Genomic DNA, 16,494 nt, shown 5'->3' with positions numbered 1-16,494 from the left:
GAATGATTCTCCAAAAGTAAGTTATAATATCTCTACAAATCTATCGAAAAAAGCCAGCCAAAAAAATTGGCCAGCTTCTACGCCCCCGGAGCGTCGTACCGGGTTTCTAAATTAACAAACTTATTGTATTCCTTAACGAACGCCAGCTGTACCGTTCCAACTGGACCGTTACGCTGTTTGGCAATGATAATTTCAATGATGTTCTTATTCTCGGATTCTTTGTCATAGTAGTCATCACGATATAAGAAGGCAACAATATCAGCATCCTGCTCAATCGAACCTGATTCACGGATATCGGACATCATTGGACGCTTGTCCTGACGCTGCTCGACACCACGGGAAAGCTGAGACAGAGCGATAACTGGCACCTGAAGCTCACGGGCTAATTGCTTAAGGGAACGTGAGATCTCTGATACTTCCTGCTGACGGTTTTCGCCGGAACGGCCGCTACCTAAAATCAGCTGCAAGTAATCAATCAAAATCATTCCCAATCCATGCTCCTGTTTAAGACGGCGGCATTTAGACTGGATATCACTTATCCGCACACCAGGAGTATCATCAATAAAAATCCCCGTATTCGACAAGCTCCCCATTGCCATCGTTAGCTTGCCCCAGTCATCATCTGTAAGGGAACCAGTACGAAGCCTTTGTGCATCAATATTTCCCTCAGCACACAAAAGACGCATGACTAGCTGCTCTGCACCCATCTCGAGACTAAAGATGGCAATATTTTCACCCGTTTTTTGGGCAACGTTTTGGGCAATATTTAAGGCAAAGGCTGTTTTACCTACGGAAGGACGGGCACCGACAATGATTAAGTCATTTCGCTGGAATCCAGCTGTCATCCGGTCCAAATCAATAAAGCCTGTCTCAAGTCCGGTGATATCACCAACACGCTGGTGCATCACTTCGATATTGTCATAAGTCCGCACAAGCACATCTTTAATATTGTGGAACGCCCCGACGTTTTTACGCTGGGCAACCTCCATAATATTTTTTTCTGCTTCACTTAAGAGGGCATCGACTTCATCTTCGCGAGCATATCCATCGGTAGCAATATTGGTCGCTGTGCGTATCAATTTTCTAAGTAATGACTTTTCATTTACGATTTTTGCATAGTACTCTATATTTGCAGCAGTTGGAACTGAACCTGCTAAACTACTTAAATAACTGACACCGCCGATATCTTCGATGAGCTTAGTTGCAGCCAGCTCCTCCGTAACCGTTACAAGGTCGACTGCTTTTCCTTCATCGTTCAATTTCATCATCACATGAAAGATTTTTTGGTGGGCTGCACGATAAAAATCTTCTGGAATTAGTAATTCTGAAGCCGTTGTTAAAGAGGATGGTTCTAGAAAAATGGCCCCTAACACAGCTTGTTCGGCCTCAATATTCTGCGGTGGCAGACGATCTGCAAATAAATCACTCATTCTATTAAAAACCTCCCATTCTTAAGAGGATAAAAACAATAAGAAAAAGTGATCAGCTTTTTAACCGACCACATTCATATCCATTGCTCAACTTTTTATATTCTATCATGTTTATCTCAAATTTGAACTGGTAATTACTTTACTTCTTTTACAGAAACCGTTAAGGTCGCCAAAACTTCATGATGAAGTTTAACTGGAACCTTTGTATGGCCAAGCGTTCGAATCGCATCTTCTAATTCCATTTTGCGCTTGTCAATTTTGATTCCATGTTTCTTTTGCAATTCTTCAGCAATTTGCTTTGTCGTGATTGAACCAAATAAACGTCCGCCTTCGCCAGCTTTTGCAGATAATTCAACCGTTATTTTTTCAATCGTTTCTTTTAACTTTTTAGCTTCAGCTAACTCTTCAGCTGCGCGCTTGTCTTCTTTCTTTTTTTGACCTTCTAGTGTACTAACATTCGCATTATTGGCTTCAATCGCCAAGCCCTGCTTAATTAAAAAATTATGTGCATAGCCATCTGCTACGTTTTTAATTTCACCTTTTTTGCCTTTTCCTTTAACATCCTTTAGAAAAATAACTTTCATTCTTTGTTCACACCTTCCAAATATTCTCCAATGACCAGCTTCAATTGTCTTTCAGCTTCGAGGATTGAAATCCCTTTAAGCTGTGTAGCTGCATTGGTCAAATGTCCACCACCTTGAAGGCTTTCCATGATGACTTGGACATTTACAGCACCTAGAGACCTAGCACTGATGCCAATGACACCTTCACTTCTCCTAGCAATGACAAATGAGGCCGCGACACCATCCATCGTTAGCAGCGTGTCTGCTGCTTGCGCAATAAGTACCTGGTCATTAAACTCAATTTCATTCCCCTTCGCAATTGCAATTCCATCGCGGAAAAAGGAAACGGATTCAATTAACTTTGCTCTTCTGATATACGTATCGACACTTTCCTTGAGGAACTTTTGAACAAGAATCGTATCTGCCCCTTGTCCTCTTAAATAAGCAGCAGCATCAAAGGTTCGAGCTCCTGTTCTAAGCGTGAAGCTCTTAGTATCGACAATAATTCCTGCTAGTAGTGCCGTTGCCTCTATCATCTCTATTTTACCGCGTTTTGGCTGGTATTCAAGAAATTCGGTTACAAGCTCCGCAGTAGAGGAAGCATAAGGTTCCATATAAACGAGAACCGGATTATCAATAAATTCTTCTCCGCGTCGATGATGGTCAATAACCACAACATGATCAATCTTATTTAACAATCGTTCCTCAATGACGAGGGATGGTTTATGGGTATCTACGACAACTAATAACGTTTTATCTGTTGAGATTTCCAGTGCTTCTTCCGGCCCAATAAAACGTGAGAATAATTGCTCTTGATGGCGGATTTCATCCATCAGTCTTTGGACTGCTCCATCCACTTCTTGAGCATTCAAAACGATATAGGCATCCTTTTGGTTCATTTGTGCAACCTTATAAATCCCGATGGAAGCACCAATCGAATCCATATCAGGATTTTTATGACCCATAATAATGACTTTATCACTGGCTGTAATTAAATCCTTTAAGGCATGTGAGATAACACGGGCTCTTACTCTTGTCCGTTTCTCGATTGGATTCGTTTTTCCGCCAAAGAATTTCACTTTGCCATTTGGCTGTTTAATCGCAACCTGATCGCCACCCCTTCCAAGGGCAAGATCAAGGCTCGATTGAGCTAACACGCCTAGCTCCGGTAAGGAGGTTGTACCTGCACCAACACCAATACTTAAAGTAAAGGAGACATTTTGCTTAGAAGTCATCTCTCTTACTTCATCAAGGACAGTGAATTTTCCTTTTTCAAGTGAATGGAGAATCCCCTCACTAAATACCGCAATAAATCGATCTGAAGAGACTCTTTTCAAGAAAATACCATTGTCCTGAGCCCATTTATTAAGGGTGGAGGTAACCATATTGTTAATGCTGCCGCGCATTTGGTCATCCATACCTTGTGTTAGATCATCATAATTATCCAAGAAAATAATTGCAATGACTGTTTGTTCTTCATGATACATTTTTTCCATTTCTTTTTGTTCTGTTACATCAAAAAAGTAAAGCAGTCTTTCTTCACTTTTCAGGATCACCTTAAATTTTCTTTCATGAAGGGTGATAACCTCTGTTTCCACTTCTTGTTTAATCAGCGGAATTAAAGTATCAGCGACCTCATACAGTGATTTACCTATCAAGGTATCTTCATCAAAGTAAGAAGAAAGAAATGGATTTGTCCATTCAATAAAATACTCATCATTAATAAGCATAATTCCAATTGGCATCTCCAATAGTGCTTCTTCGCCAACCCGTTTTACCCGGTAGGAAAGAGTTGAGATATATTCCTCCATCTCTTTTCGTTGGCGTGATTCAATGACAATCATATAATACAGCGGAGGAATCACGAAGAGAAGTCCTGCTAAACTTAGGAACCAATTATAATAGGCCAAGACAATGAGCAGCACCACTGTAATGACAATTAACCCGAAAAAGGGGTAACGAATCGAGCGCTTTTCGATAAATGCAGGCAAAGTTTTCAGCTCCTAAACAGTAGTTCACTCTTTTTTTAATTTTTTCCTTAAATCGAATCCTAAATCAATTATACCTAATATCCCAATTATATAAAGAAATATCGGGATGATGAAAGTAACAATTGCGATGATAACTGATATCGATTTAGACAACCCATTTTGATGGAAAAAGGAAAAAAGGAACGTATATCCTTGAAATATCATTAAAAATTGCAAGATATAAGTTAGATTGATGATCGCCGTGTATAAATATGTACCTTCCTCTGGATTTAAAAACATACTAGCAAGCAATGTAAACAGGAAATACCACAACACGCTTTTCGGTAGAGTTATGTCTTTAAAGGATTTCCTCTTTTCAATAGAAATACCAAATCTCTTTACAATTGGATATGACACCAATTGAATAATGAAGACAGACAGGAAGGAGGATAGCACGAATAATGTAGGAATCAGCGTTTTAATTAGTGCTAAACCATTTGTAAATTGCTTCATAACTTTCTCTGTATCTTGTTCATTGCTGAAATTCTTCAGCAAATCAGCGGACATCGTTAATGAATCCTGCATTCCGTCAATCATTTGGTTAATGATATCAATTTGGAAAAAAGCAATACTTACCGCATAAATAATAATCGTGTCCACTAGAAAGACAAGGGTTCCTGTTATTAAAACTGCGATTCTTGACTTCTGTTTTTGAATTAGGAAACCAATGACCGAGCCAGTTGTCCCATAAACTAACGTCAATGGAAGTGACAGCAAGGAACCAATGATCAGCGACAGGAGAATTGCCGCAATCACAAAGACACCGATACTTTTCCAATCATTTTTTGCTGCAAATATGATAAAAGGGACAGCCAAAAACAATACAACAATCGCACCGATTAATGGGACATAAATCGATATTAATAAGAGTACAGCAAAGGCCGCTAACAGAACAGCACCTTCGGTTAATTTTCGAACATTCTTCACTACTTCACCTCTATTTTTACAATCCTATCTTTAATTTTAGCTACATACTGACAGGTATTCAATAATAATGAAAAAGGCAGCAAGGGATAAACCCCTGCTGCCATCGTTTTATTTATTCACCTGCAACGAATGGTAATAATGCCATTTGACGTGCACGTTTGATTGCAACTGTTAATTTACGCTGATATTTAGCGCTTGTACCAGTTACACGACGTGGTAAAATCTTTCCACGCTCAGAGATGAATTTCTTAAGTAAATCTACATCTTTATAATCGATGCGAGAAATACCATTTGCTGTGAAATAACACACTTTACGGCGTTTTGCGCGTCCGCCTTTACGTCCTCCTGCCATGAAAATTCCCTCCTTTATTTTTTAATCAATTACGTTCAAAAAAGGTTTCTTAGAATGGTAAATCATCATCAGAGATGTCGATTTGACCATTTCCTGCGAATGGATCATCATCCACACGTGTAAAACCTTTATTATTATTGTTATTATTTTGGTTAGAGTTAGGGCGCTGATTCTGATAACCGCCGCCACCGCCATAAGAGTTCCCTTGAGGTTCTCTTGGAGGGGCACCGTAGAAATCATTACCGCCTTGATTACCACCGCCGCCAGAAGCGTTTCTAGGCTCTAAGAATTGGACACTTTCAGCTTGCACCTCTGTTACATAGACACGCTTACCGTCTTGTCCTTCATAGTTGCGGGTTTGAATTCGGCCATCAACACCTGCTAAACTGCCTTTTTTCAAGAAGTTCGCCACATTCTCAGCCGGTTTACGCCAAACAACACAGTTAATGAAGTCTGCTTCTCGCTCACCTGATTGACTAGAAAATGGACGATTAACAGCTAAAGTAAAGGTAGCAACAGGAACCCCATTTGGTGTATAACGCAAATCAGGATCTTTTGTTAAACGGCCCACAAGTACGACACGATTCATCATCAGAATCAACTCCTTTTCTCCCAGGAAAATGTTTCATGTGAAACACTTACAACCAGAAATTTATATGATCTTATTTATCTTCTTCTTTAATTACGATATGGCGAATGATATCTTCGCTGATCTTTGCAAGACGAGAAAATTCTTGTACTGCAGCAGCTGAAGAGTTTGTTTTAACGATTTCGTAATAACCATCACGGAAATCATTGATTTCGTAAGCTAAACGACGCTTACCCCAATCTTTTGTTTCAGCAGTTTCCGCACCATTTTCAAGAAGAATTCCGTTAAAACGCTCAACAACAGCTTTTTTCGCTTCGTCTTCAATATTTGGGCGGATGATGTACATGATTTCGTACTTTTTCATCACAGTCACCTCCTTTTGGTCTAAACGGCCCTTGTGAGGGCAAGGAGCAATTATTCATTACTCACAAGTTGAAATTATATCATAGATATTTTACAAAAGCAATGTCGTTTCCCATTAAAGATAAAAGCCTTGCTGAACCGCAAGGCTTTCCCTAATTAGACATTAAAGCGGAAATGAATAACGTCTCCGTCTTTTACTACGTATTCTTTACCTTCTAAACGGACCTTACCAGCTTCTTTAGCGGCATTATGGCTTCCTGCTGCTAATAAGTCATCATATGAAACTGTTTCAGCACGAATAAATCCGCGTTCAAAGTCAGAGTGAATAATTCCAGCACATTGTGGTGCTTTCATGCCATGTTTGAATGTCCATGCACGAACTTCCTGCACACCAGCAGTGAAATACGTTGCTAATCCAAGCAAGTTGTAAGCAGCACGAATTAATTGATCAAGACCTGATTCCTCAATTCCAAGCTCTTCAAGGAACATTTGCTTTTCTTCGCCTTCAAGTTCAGCGATTTCTTCTTCAATTTTTGCGCAAACCACGATTACTTCCGCATTTTCTGTTGCCGCAAACTCGCGAACCTTTTGGACATATTCATTATCAGCTGAATTAGCCACTTCGTCTTCACTTACATTTGCTACATAAAGAACAGGTTTAATCGTTAAAAGATGAAGCATTTTAGCTACCTTCATTTGTTCTTCGGTAAATTCTACGGTACGAGCAGATTTGCCGGCTTCAAACGCTTCACGTAGCATGGAAAGTACTTCGAATTCATACGCTGCATCTTTATCCTTTTGCTTAGCTAATTTCTCAACACGGCCAATTCGTTTTTCAACCGTTTCCATATCAGCAAGGATAAGCTCTAAATTGATTGTTTCAATATCGGAAATAGGATCGACTTTTCCAGATACATGCGTGATATTTTCGTCAGCAAAACAGCGGACTACTTGGCAAATCGCATCTACTTCACGAATGTGCGAAAGGAACTTGTTTCCTAAGCCCTCTCCTTTGCTTGCCCCTTTAACGATTCCCGCGATATCGGTAAATTCAAATGCCGTCGGAACGGTCTTTTTCGGCTGAACAAGTTCTGTTAATTTATTTAAGCGGTGGTCAGGCACTTCAACAATCCCTACGTTTGGATCAATGGTACAGAATGGATAATTGGCTGATTCAGCTCCAGCCTGTGTAATTGCATTAAATAGAGTAGACTTACCAACGTTCGGCAATCCCACAATACCAGCAGTTAAAGCCATACATAACACTCCTCAAAAAATCTATTTTCATAAAAAAATAATTTCCAATTTAATTAAAAATCCTCTCACAATTATAGAGATATGTTGCTGAAAAGACAAGGCATATAAAAACTGCCGCTACTTGCGGCAGTTAGATTTTTTCAATATTCACAAGGCAATCATACAACGTACTTCCCATACCATTATCAGATTCTCGGCTAGCAGTTAGATTATTGACGGAGCCGCCAAACTGTTTCCATATTCCCTCATCAATATTAATCGTATTACGATGAGCCTTTGCTAACACGGTGACATAACCCTTTACTTCACCGCGTCCATTCCAAACCCTTACATAATCACCATTTTGCAATTTCTTTTCTTGTGCAATATTTTCAGAAACCTCAACTTTTAATTGGGGTTTGGCAGGTAAGAGGTGATAGTTTTGTGAATGATTGGATCGCATTGGATGAATCGTTAAAAGACTGTATGGGTACTTTTCAGCCAGGTTTGGATTGCTCCATTTTGATTCAGTTGGCAGCGCCAGCGTTAATTTCCCTTGCGGAGATGTAAATTCAAATTTGCCTGATGGCGTTTTAAACTTTCGGTCCTCCCAAGGTATCCGCTCTACCGGAAGCTCTAAAGTATGTTTATCTTTAAGCTGTTCCAAAGTCAAACCTTTCTTAGCTAAAGATTCTAATGACCTTTCAAGCCACTCTTCTCTTGTTAACTCAAACTCTTCCCCGAAGCCAAGCTTTTCTGCTAGTTGTGTCCAAATCCATAAGTCTGATTTTGCTTCGCCAGGTGCTGAGACTAATTGAGGTCCGTAATTAACATAATGATGATACATGGAAGAATAATATAGATCTTCTTCTTCAAAAGAGGTTGTTGTTGGCAGCACATAATCCGCCAGCTTCGCTGTATCCGTCATAAAATGCTCAATAACCACAAGGGTGTCAACGGAAGAGAAAGCTTGTTCCACTCGATTCGAATCAGGTACCTGTGTTAATGGATTTCCACAGGTAACGACAATCATTTTTATTTCAGGATCGACTGTAGACAGCACATCTTCTGCCTGCCTCATAATGGAAAATTGCCGCCCATTTGGTTTTCGATCGAGATTTGTCAAATTACCAACATCAAAACTTTGGCCGACCTGGAGATTCGCATAATTTGCACCACCCCCAGGTATACCGATATTGCCGCTTACGGCTGCAAGTGCGTCGATCAGGCGAATCGTATTCCCGCCATTTTGATAACGCTGGAGGCCAAGCCCCATATAGGTAGATGTAGGTTTATCAGCAAAGACCATTGCCAATTCAGTGATTGTCTCCAGTGGTACCTCCGTCATAACACTTATTTCCTCGATACTCATTGTCGCTAGTAACTCTTCTAAATCCTCAAATCCGTGTGAATGATAGGTAATAAACTCACGAGCCTCCAGACCTAAACGGAGAATCTCCTTAATGATTCCTGCAGCGAGAATCCCATCCATCCCCGGTTTAATGGATATATATTTATGAGCGATTTTTGCCGTGGCATTAAACAGAGGATCAATCACATAAAGATTAGCTCCTTGTTTCTTTGCTTCAAGCAGCTTTTCATAAAAATGCATATTCGTTCGTGCCACATTTCTCCCCCAAATGACGATATTCTTACTTTGGAAAATATCCTCTGGTTCGTGACTGTAGGCGTCGCCAAAATCCCATTTTTGTGCTTCAATCCCTGCTCCCCAGCAAAGGGAACCGTACAATTCTGTTACCCCGCCAAAGCTGTTAAAAAATCGTTGGTCGAGATTTTTCAAGATACCATTGTTTGCGTAATCGTGGCTATGCAGGACAGCGGTTGAGCCATACTGCGCTTTTATCTCCATCATTTTCTGGGCAATCTCGCCAAGTGCTTGCTCCCAGGATATTCGAATAAACTCTCCATTTACCTTTTTCAAAGGATAGTGGAGCCGCTCTGCCGAATTGGTCCTAGTCTCAAGCATACGCCCCCGACCACAGATTTTCCCCTTTGTGATAGGGTGGGATGGATCACCCTCTACTTTTACAACGGTGTCATTTTCAACCGTAACATGAAATCCACAGCTATCCCAGCAATTCAAAGGACAAGCTGATTTAAAAATCTGAGCCAATTCACCACCCCCAACAAATTTCTCTTTTTCTAAGATTAATATAATCGAACAAAAAAAAGAAGCATGAAATATTATCCTTCATGCTTCACTAAAATCTTTTTCATTTTCCGAGAGAACTCCCGCCGCGGAATGAGGACGCTATGGCCGCAGCCTTCACACTTAATGCGAATATCCATTCCCATACGGATAATCTTCCAGCGATTGGTCCCGCATGGATGCTGCTTTTTCATTTCGACGACATCATTTATGGCAAACTCCTTCTCCTCCATAAAAAAACCTCCTTTAAACTCCCATTTCTTTTTTATTTGCTGAATCCTTTGAGTACATCACCATTCTTGGGTATGGAATTTCAATTCCGTGCTCGTCCAAGTAAGTTTTTAAATCTTTCCTGATTTTCCTGCCGACGGCCACATGCTTCATTGGTAATGTTTCAGCAACTATCCTTAATACAACCTCAGATGGTCCAAAGGATTGTACACCTAAAAGCTCAGGTGCTTTCACTAAATCCTCATATTGTGCTGGCATTTTTTCAAGTAGGTCTCTGATAACCTTTTCAGCTTTTTCGATATCTTGCTCATAGGCAATCCCAATATCGACAATCGCTAAACTATTATTTATTGAGAAATTCGTTACCTGAATAATACTGCCATTAGGTAAAATATGGACTTCACCTGTCCAAGTTTTAATTTTTGTGGTCCTTAAGCCAATCGATTCCACCGTTCCTTCGAACTGATCGATTCGCACATGGTCCCCCACCGAAAACTGATCTTCAAAAATAATAAAAAAGCCCGTAATGACGTCTTTGACAAGACTTTGAGCGCCAAAACCAACCGCTAATCCAACGACACCAGCACCGGCTAACAATGCTTTTACATCAATTGTTAAGACAGAAAGAATCATCATAAATGCAAAAAAGTAGACAACATAAGAAATGATATTATCAAGCAGCTTTGCAAGCGTCTCATCTCTTCGTTCATTCGTTTTGAGCGGGGAACGAGTTCTTAGTTTAAAAACATTATGGATGGCGGCTTTACCAATTTTAATCAGTATTTTTGCAATGATTAAAATGGCAATGATTTTTATAAAGCCTTCACCAATGGCCATCCATGTCTCTTCATTCTGGAATTTATCAAAAAATCTTTGCATGATCTTATCCATCGACGAAAAACACCTTCCCAACTTACCATTTTCTTTTTCCTTATAGTAATGGGAATCCGCCCTTTTTTCAACTTTCTACTAACTGTATGTATAGATTTTCTTAATTTTCCGTATAATGTTAAAAACTATTGATTAATAATACCTAGGGAGTGGACTTAATGAATTTTAAACCTAGCTTCTTTGATAGGAGTGCCAATACACGCATTGTCCATGACGATTTTCAAGCTGTTGAAAATCTGGCGTCCCAATTACTAGCCCATATTCCTAGGGTGGCAGATCGGCCAATTATCTTTGTTTGTATTGGGACTGATCGTTCTACAGGAGATTCATTAGGGCCACTTGTCGGTACTTTATTAGAAGATATGAACGTCCAATCCTTTTTCGTATATGGTACGTTAGACGAGCCCATACATGCTGTAAACCTCCAAGAAAGACTAACAGAAATTACGAATAGACATGTAGATCCTTATATTATTGGAATTGATGCCTGTTTAGGGAGATTGAAGAATGTTGGTGTGATTCAAGTAGCAGATGGACCTGTCAAACCAGGAGCAGGGGTAAATAAAGAACTTCCTGCGGTAGGGGATATCCATATTACCGGAATTGTCAATGTAAGTGGATTTATGGAGTTTTTTGTCCTGCAAAATACTCGCCTTAATCTTGTAATGAAAATGGCCAAAACGATTGCGAAGGGAATCTATCAGGCAAGCCTGCTGCATTCAAAGGGTCGCTGGCAGGAACTAGAGTCTAACCAAGAAAAAGAGCAAACTAATTAATAAAAGAGCAACCGAATCGAGGCGGTTGCTCTTTTGAGTTTATCCCACTTTAACGGGCAGTAAGTCCCCCACCTTAAAACTTTAGTAAATGCGAAGAAGTTTAGGTGGGGGACTTACTGCCCGTAAAAGCCCGATAGGTTCAACTAACAATCAGTGGGGGATGAGGAAAACCCCCACTGATTGAAGTTTCGCTTTATAAGAAACAGTAAAGGATGGTGACAATAATTCCTGTCACTACAATGCCAGGAAGGAGGTTGGCCACCTTAATTTTGACCATACCTGTTAAATTAAGACCGATGGCAAATATCATAATTCCCCCAGTCGCCGTCATTTCCATAATAGATTGATCCATTAACGCTTGAGGGACGAAACGGTCAATTTGCGTGGCAAATAGTGCAATCAATCCTTGGTAGAGAACGACAGGAATAGCAGAAAAAATGACACCTATTCCAAGGGTTGTCGTTAAAATGAGCGCGGTAAAGCCATCAATCATGGCCTTTGTATAGAGGACATCGTGATCACCACGGATGCCGCTGTCCAATGCACCGATGATCGCCATTGCCCCAATGACAAAAATTAAAGTTGCAGTCACAAAACCCTCGGAAATACTTCCTTTCCCGCTTGGACCAATTTTCGTCTCAAGCCATAATCCAAGGGAATTAAGTTTCTCCTCTAATTGCAGCCATTCCCCAATGACTGCCCCCATCACCAAACTAATAATCACGATAAGGAAATTCTCACTTTTGAAACCCATTTGTAAACCGAGTACCATGACGGATAGTCCAATCGCATACATGACTGTTGTTTTCATGCTTTCCGGAATTCGATTCAGAAGCTTTCCTATTAATGTACCCACAATAATTAACAAGCCATTTACCAATGTCCCTAATAAAAACATAACATCCACCTATTCTTCGACTCTCGAAATATATAATATTACTAAACTATCATTTTTAATTTTGAAAGAAAAGCCCTTTTCTTCCTAAAAAAAAAAATAAACCATCCAAATGATGGTTTAAAGAGATTCTTCCTGATCAAGTAATTCTAAAATCCGTTCCAAATCTTCATTTGAGAAAAACTCAATTTCAATTTTTCCCTTATTTTTAGATTGTTTAATATGAACAGACGTTCCAAATCGTTCGCGAAGGGAGTGCTCCCGTTCCTGAATAAAGATATCCTTTTTCGCCTCTGGCTTTTTTGTTTCACGTGGAACATTTTCATTTAATTGTTGGATGAGTTTTTCTAGTTGGCGGACGTTTAAGGATTCGTTGATAATTTTATCAACAAGTGCCGGCATTTTTGCCTTTTCCCGAAGTCCTAGTAAAGCTCGTCCATGTCCCATTGATATTTTTCCAGTTGAAATGAACTCTTGAATCTTTACCGGCAGTGTGAGTAAGCGAATATGGTTAGCAACATGCGGTCTGCTTTTACCTAAGCGCTTCGCAACCTCTTCTTGTGTCAGCTTTAACTTTTCCATCAATGATTGATAAGCAAGCCCTTCTTCAATTGGGTCAAGATCCTCGCGTTGAAGATTCTCAAGAACAGCTAATTCCATCATTTGCTGCTCTGATAATTCTCGAACTACGGCTGGAATCGTTTCGAGCTTGGCCTCTTTCGCTGCTCGAAAACGTCTTTCACCAACGACAATCTCATAGCCTTTTATACTTTTTCTAACGACGATCGGCTGGAGAATTCCATGCTCTAGAATCGAAGCCTTTAATTCATCAATTGCCTCTTGTTGGAAGTTTTTCCGTGGCTGATAAGGGTTTGGACGTAATTCTTTCAGCTTTAATTCTTGGACTGCTTCTTCCTTTGATGCCTCAACATTGGCAAAAAAAACATCTATACCTTTTTTTCCTAAACCTTTAGCCATTTGATACCACTTCCTTTGCTAAATCTAAATATACTTCTGCGCCGCGGGATTTGGAATCATAATTGATGATTGGTTCTCCATGGCTCGGAGCCTCACTTAGACGTACATTTCTTGGAATAATGGTTTTGTATACTTTATCTTGGAAATATTTTTTTACCTCTTCAATGACTTGAAGTCCAAGATTGGTTCGTGCATCCAGCATGGTTAATAGGACGCCTTCGATTTTCAAATCTTGGTTTAAGTGTTTTTGTACAAGACGAACAGTATTTAATAATTGACTCAAGCCCTCGAGCGCATAATACTCACATTGAACAGGGATTAATACGGAATCTGAGGCCGTTAAGGCATTAAGTGTTAATAAGCCAAGTGAAGGAGGGCAGTCGATAATGATGTAATCATATACATCCTTAACTTCTTCGAGCGCTCTTTTTAAGCGGACCTCTCTTGAAATCGTTGGAACAAGTTCAATTTCCGCCCCTGCTAACTGAATGGTTGCAGGAATGGCGAATAGATTTTCAACGGATGTCGGTTTTATGACATCCTTTGCTTCGACGTCATCTACCAATACATCATAAATACACTGTTCAACATCAGCCTTTTCAATGCCAATTCCGCTTGTTGCATTTCCTTGTGGGTCAGTATCAACTAATAAAACCTTTTTCCCTATGTAAGCTAAGCAGGCGCCAAGGTTGACGGAGGTTGTTGTTTTCCCAACTCCACCTTTTTGATTTGCAATTGCAATTACTTTGCCCACAATGTCACCTACCTTTTTATTTGCTTCTCTATTTTAAATTCTATCAACTTTTAAGCTATGAAACACCTATTTGCATAATTTGAAAAGGGAAAGAAAATTTCCATGCTATCTATTTTATCATGAAACAGAATAATTGTTATTTTTTTTCGTGAATATGAAATTATAAATTTTGGCAATTTCCTTATTCAGGCTTTGTAACTTTGTCTGTTGATTAGAGCTCCAGGCACTTCGCTTTCCGCGGGCGTGCCGGGGAGCCTCCTCGTCGCTGCACTCCTGCGGGGTTCTCCCCAGCCCCGTACTCCCGCAGGAGTCTTCGTGCCTTCCGCTCCAACCAACAGGAGTAAACAAAATATTTAATAGCATAAACAAAGTCTTACAAAAAAAAGAACCAATCATATGAAAGGTTCTTGGCTTAGTCTATTTACTTTTTCTTCGGTATCTTGATTGTGAATTGATAGTATTCTTCGAATTCTTCTTCTTCGGCATTGAGGTTGATGCCGCTGTCAGAGACCATTGTGAGTGATTGTCTGATTGTATTGACAGCGATTCGCATATCCTTACTGAATGCCTTTCTTTTCGGCTTGGGCTTTTGGTTCTTTTGTTCTAAGAGACGGACTACTCGTTCCTCTGTCTGCTTCACATTAAGATTCTTCTCAATAATTTCTTGTAAAAGGACAACCTGTTTTTCAGGATCCTTTAGCGGAATCATTGAGCGTGCATGCCGCTCCGTAATAGCCTTTGATAACAATGCCTCTTGGATGGGCTGTGGCAGCTTTAAGAGACGAAGCTTATTGGCAACTGTCGACTGTCCTTTTCCGAGCCGCTGAGCGAGGGCCTCTTGTGTCAAATTATGAAGCTCAAGCAGTTTTCCGTAGGCAATTGCCTCTTCAATTGGAGAAAGCTCTTCCCGTTGCAAATTCTCAATTAAAGCAACAGATGCGGTTTCCGTATCGGTATAATTTTTAATAATTGCCGGTACTTCATCCCAGCCTAGTTTTTTCATTGCGCGCCAGCGTCGCTCACCGGCAATAATTTCATAGTGACTGTCCATCTGCCTTACAACGATCGGCTGAATGATACCATGAGTATGAATGGTCCGTGATAATTCCTCTATTTTCTCATCATCAAATACGGTCCTTGGCTGAAAACGATTTGGAATAATGCTATCAATTGCAATTTTCTTTATTTCTTCATTTCGTTCAACTGCCAGCTCCTGCTCGATCTCATTTTCAACCTCAACTTCAACCTTTACGTTTTGATCTCCCTTTTCGCCGAGGCCAAAAAAGCGTGAAAACGAATTCTTCATCCCCAACACCACCTTTACGAAACTCCCTATTACTTATTCGCTGCTTAAATGCTATCTTCCTGCCAAACAATTGACAAACATCAAAAAATGTCCACAGTAAAAAAACAATCATTCAATTGGCATTTTACCTGGTGTCCCCGGTTTTCGTGGATATTTTTTTGGCGTTTGTTTTTCTTTTTTAATGACAATGATATTTCGTTCACTTTCTTCCATCGGTAAAGTAAATGTGAACTTTTGCTCTATTTTCCCGCCGAGTGTTGAAATTGCCTTATTGCCTACAGCTATCTCATCGTTTGCATGAGCCGCCTTCATCGCAACAAAATACCCGTCTTTTTTTACGAGTGGTAAACAAAGTTCACTCAAGACTGACATTCGTGCAACTGCTCTTGCTGTAACAAGATCAAATGATTCACGGTAGTTTGGATTAACACCGAATGTTTCAGCACGGTCATGAACAAAATGGACATTCTTTAAATTTAAGACATTCGCCAAATGGTTAAGGAACGAAATCCGCTTATTTAAAGAGTCGACAATCGTTACCTCTAAATGTGGAAAGGCAATTTTTAACGGAATACTTGGAAACCCAGCCCCTGCTCCGACATCACATAGACTGATTGGCTGAGTAAAATCAAAATAAAAAGCTGCTGAAATGGAATCATAAAAATGCTTTAAATAAACATCTGCCTTATCAGTAATCGCTGTAAGGTTCATTTTCTCATTCCACTCAACCAAGGTCTCAAAATACTTTTCAAATTGGTCAAGCTGCTCATCACTTAAGGCGATTCCTTTTTCAAGCAGCATCGCCTTGAACTGTTCAATAGTCATAGTCGTCAAAACTTCCTCACACGTTTTCTTAGTAGGCTTTGTTAAATTAGTCTGTTGATTTCCACTCGAGGCACTTCGCTTTCCGCGGGCTGTTCGGGGAGCCTCCTCGTCGCTTCGCTCCTGCGGGGTCTCCCCTGTCCCGTACTCCCGCAGGAGTCTTCGTGCCTTCCGCTCCAAT

17 protein-coding genes are annotated in these 16,494 nt (G+C 40.1%); 1 reads left to right on the top strand and 16 read right to left on the bottom strand.

Annotation, left to right across the window (positions count from 1 at the left end; translation table 11 throughout):
- Positions 1-77: 77 nt before the first annotated feature.
- From dnaB to ACWM35_RS22225, 11 genes are all read right to left on the bottom strand, one after another.
- The gene (dnaB, locus tag ACWM35_RS22275; RefSeq protein WP_454821096.1) at positions 78-1,430 is read right to left on the bottom strand and encodes a replicative DNA helicase; all 1,353 of its coding nucleotides are present in this window, start codon (positions 1,428-1,430) and stop codon (positions 78-80) included.
- A gap of 134 nt (positions 1,431-1,564) precedes the next feature.
- On the bottom strand, positions 1,565-2,014 hold the full coding sequence (rplI, locus tag ACWM35_RS22270; RefSeq protein ID WP_454821095.1) for a 50S ribosomal protein L9: 450 nt from the start codon (positions 2,012-2,014) through the stop codon (positions 1,565-1,567).
- Positions 2,011-3,984 carry a DHH family phosphoesterase gene (locus ACWM35_RS22265; protein ID WP_454821094.1) on the bottom strand — a complete coding sequence of 658 codons (1,974 nt, stop codon included), beginning with the start codon at positions 3,982-3,984 and terminating at the stop codon, positions 2,011-2,013. Before ACWM35_RS22265 ends, rplI begins: the two co-directional genes overlap by 4 nt.
- Positions 3,985-4,008: 24 nt before the next feature.
- On the bottom strand, positions 4,009-4,950 hold the full coding sequence (locus ACWM35_RS22260) for a YybS family protein (RefSeq protein WP_454821093.1): 942 nt from the start codon (positions 4,948-4,950) through the stop codon (positions 4,009-4,011).
- Positions 4,951-5,062: 112 nt separating this feature from the next.
- Positions 5,063-5,302: a 30S ribosomal protein S18 gene (gene rpsR, locus ACWM35_RS22255; RefSeq protein ID WP_024030263.1), complete on the bottom strand. Its 240-nt coding sequence runs from the start codon at positions 5,300-5,302 to the stop codon at positions 5,063-5,065.
- Positions 5,303-5,351: 49 nt separating this feature from the next.
- Entirely contained in the window at positions 5,352-5,894 is a 543-nt protein-coding gene (gene ssb, locus ACWM35_RS22250; protein ID WP_454821092.1) for a single-stranded DNA-binding protein, read from the bottom strand.
- A 70-nt stretch (positions 5,895-5,964) separates the two neighbouring features.
- Entirely contained in the window at positions 5,965-6,255 is a 291-nt protein-coding gene (gene rpsF / locus ACWM35_RS22245; protein WP_454821091.1) for a 30S ribosomal protein S6, read from the bottom strand.
- Between the two features lie 155 nt (positions 6,256-6,410).
- Entirely contained in the window at positions 6,411-7,511 is a 1,101-nt protein-coding gene (gene ychF / locus ACWM35_RS22240) for a redox-regulated ATPase YchF (protein ID WP_454821090.1), read from the bottom strand.
- A 130-nt stretch (positions 7,512-7,641) separates the two neighbouring features.
- Entirely contained in the window at positions 7,642-9,624 is a 1,983-nt protein-coding gene (locus tag ACWM35_RS22235; RefSeq protein ID WP_454821089.1) for a molybdopterin-dependent oxidoreductase, read from the bottom strand.
- Positions 9,625-9,695: 71 nt separating this feature from the next.
- Positions 9,696-9,893, bottom strand: coding sequence for a DUF951 domain-containing protein (locus ACWM35_RS22230; protein WP_454821088.1), 198 nt, complete (start codon positions 9,891-9,893; stop codon positions 9,696-9,698).
- A gap of 13 nt (positions 9,894-9,906) precedes the next feature.
- On the bottom strand, positions 9,907-10,782 hold the full coding sequence (locus tag ACWM35_RS22225; RefSeq protein ID WP_454821087.1) for a mechanosensitive ion channel family protein: 876 nt from the start codon (positions 10,780-10,782) through the stop codon (positions 9,907-9,909).
- A 158-nt stretch (positions 10,783-10,940) separates the two neighbouring features.
- Here ACWM35_RS22225 and yyaC point away from each other — a divergent pair, with 158 nt between their 5' ends.
- Complete coding sequence (gene yyaC / locus ACWM35_RS22220) at positions 10,941-11,558, top strand: spore protease YyaC (protein ID WP_454821086.1); 618 nt, start codon at positions 10,941-10,943, stop codon at positions 11,556-11,558.
- 193 nt (positions 11,559-11,751) lie between these two features.
- On the opposite strand, the gene ACWM35_RS22215 is transcribed toward yyaC, so the two are convergent.
- From ACWM35_RS22215 to rsmG, 5 genes are all read right to left on the bottom strand, one after another.
- A complete protein-coding gene (locus tag ACWM35_RS22215; protein WP_454821085.1) occupies positions 11,752-12,456 on the bottom strand; it encodes a DUF554 domain-containing protein in 705 nt (234 codons plus the stop codon).
- Positions 12,457-12,573: 117 nt separating this feature from the next.
- The gene (locus ACWM35_RS22210) at positions 12,574-13,431 is read right to left on the bottom strand and encodes a ParB/RepB/Spo0J family partition protein (RefSeq protein ID WP_454821084.1); all 858 of its coding nucleotides are present in this window, start codon (positions 13,429-13,431) and stop codon (positions 12,574-12,576) included.
- Positions 13,424-14,185 (bottom strand): ParA family protein, encoded by a 762-nt coding sequence (locus tag ACWM35_RS22205; RefSeq protein ID WP_454821083.1) that lies wholly within the window; start codon positions 14,183-14,185, stop codon positions 13,424-13,426. The genes ACWM35_RS22210 and ACWM35_RS22205 overlap by 8 nt, the downstream gene beginning before the upstream one ends.
- A gap of 421 nt (positions 14,186-14,606) precedes the next feature.
- Positions 14,607-15,491 carry a nucleoid occlusion protein gene (gene noc / locus ACWM35_RS22200; RefSeq protein ID WP_454821082.1) on the bottom strand — a complete coding sequence of 295 codons (885 nt, stop codon included), beginning with the start codon at positions 15,489-15,491 and terminating at the stop codon, positions 14,607-14,609.
- 108 nt (positions 15,492-15,599) lie between these two features.
- On the bottom strand, positions 15,600-16,316 hold the full coding sequence (gene rsmG, locus ACWM35_RS22195) for a 16S rRNA (guanine(527)-N(7))-methyltransferase RsmG (protein WP_454821081.1): 717 nt from the start codon (positions 16,314-16,316) through the stop codon (positions 15,600-15,602).
- Positions 16,317-16,494 lie beyond the last annotated feature (178 nt).

It is taken from the genome of Neobacillus sp. K501, from assembly GCF_053749995.1.
The sequence above is the reverse complement of the archived record's forward strand: the minus strand, read 5'-3'. Positions and strand labels throughout refer to the sequence as shown.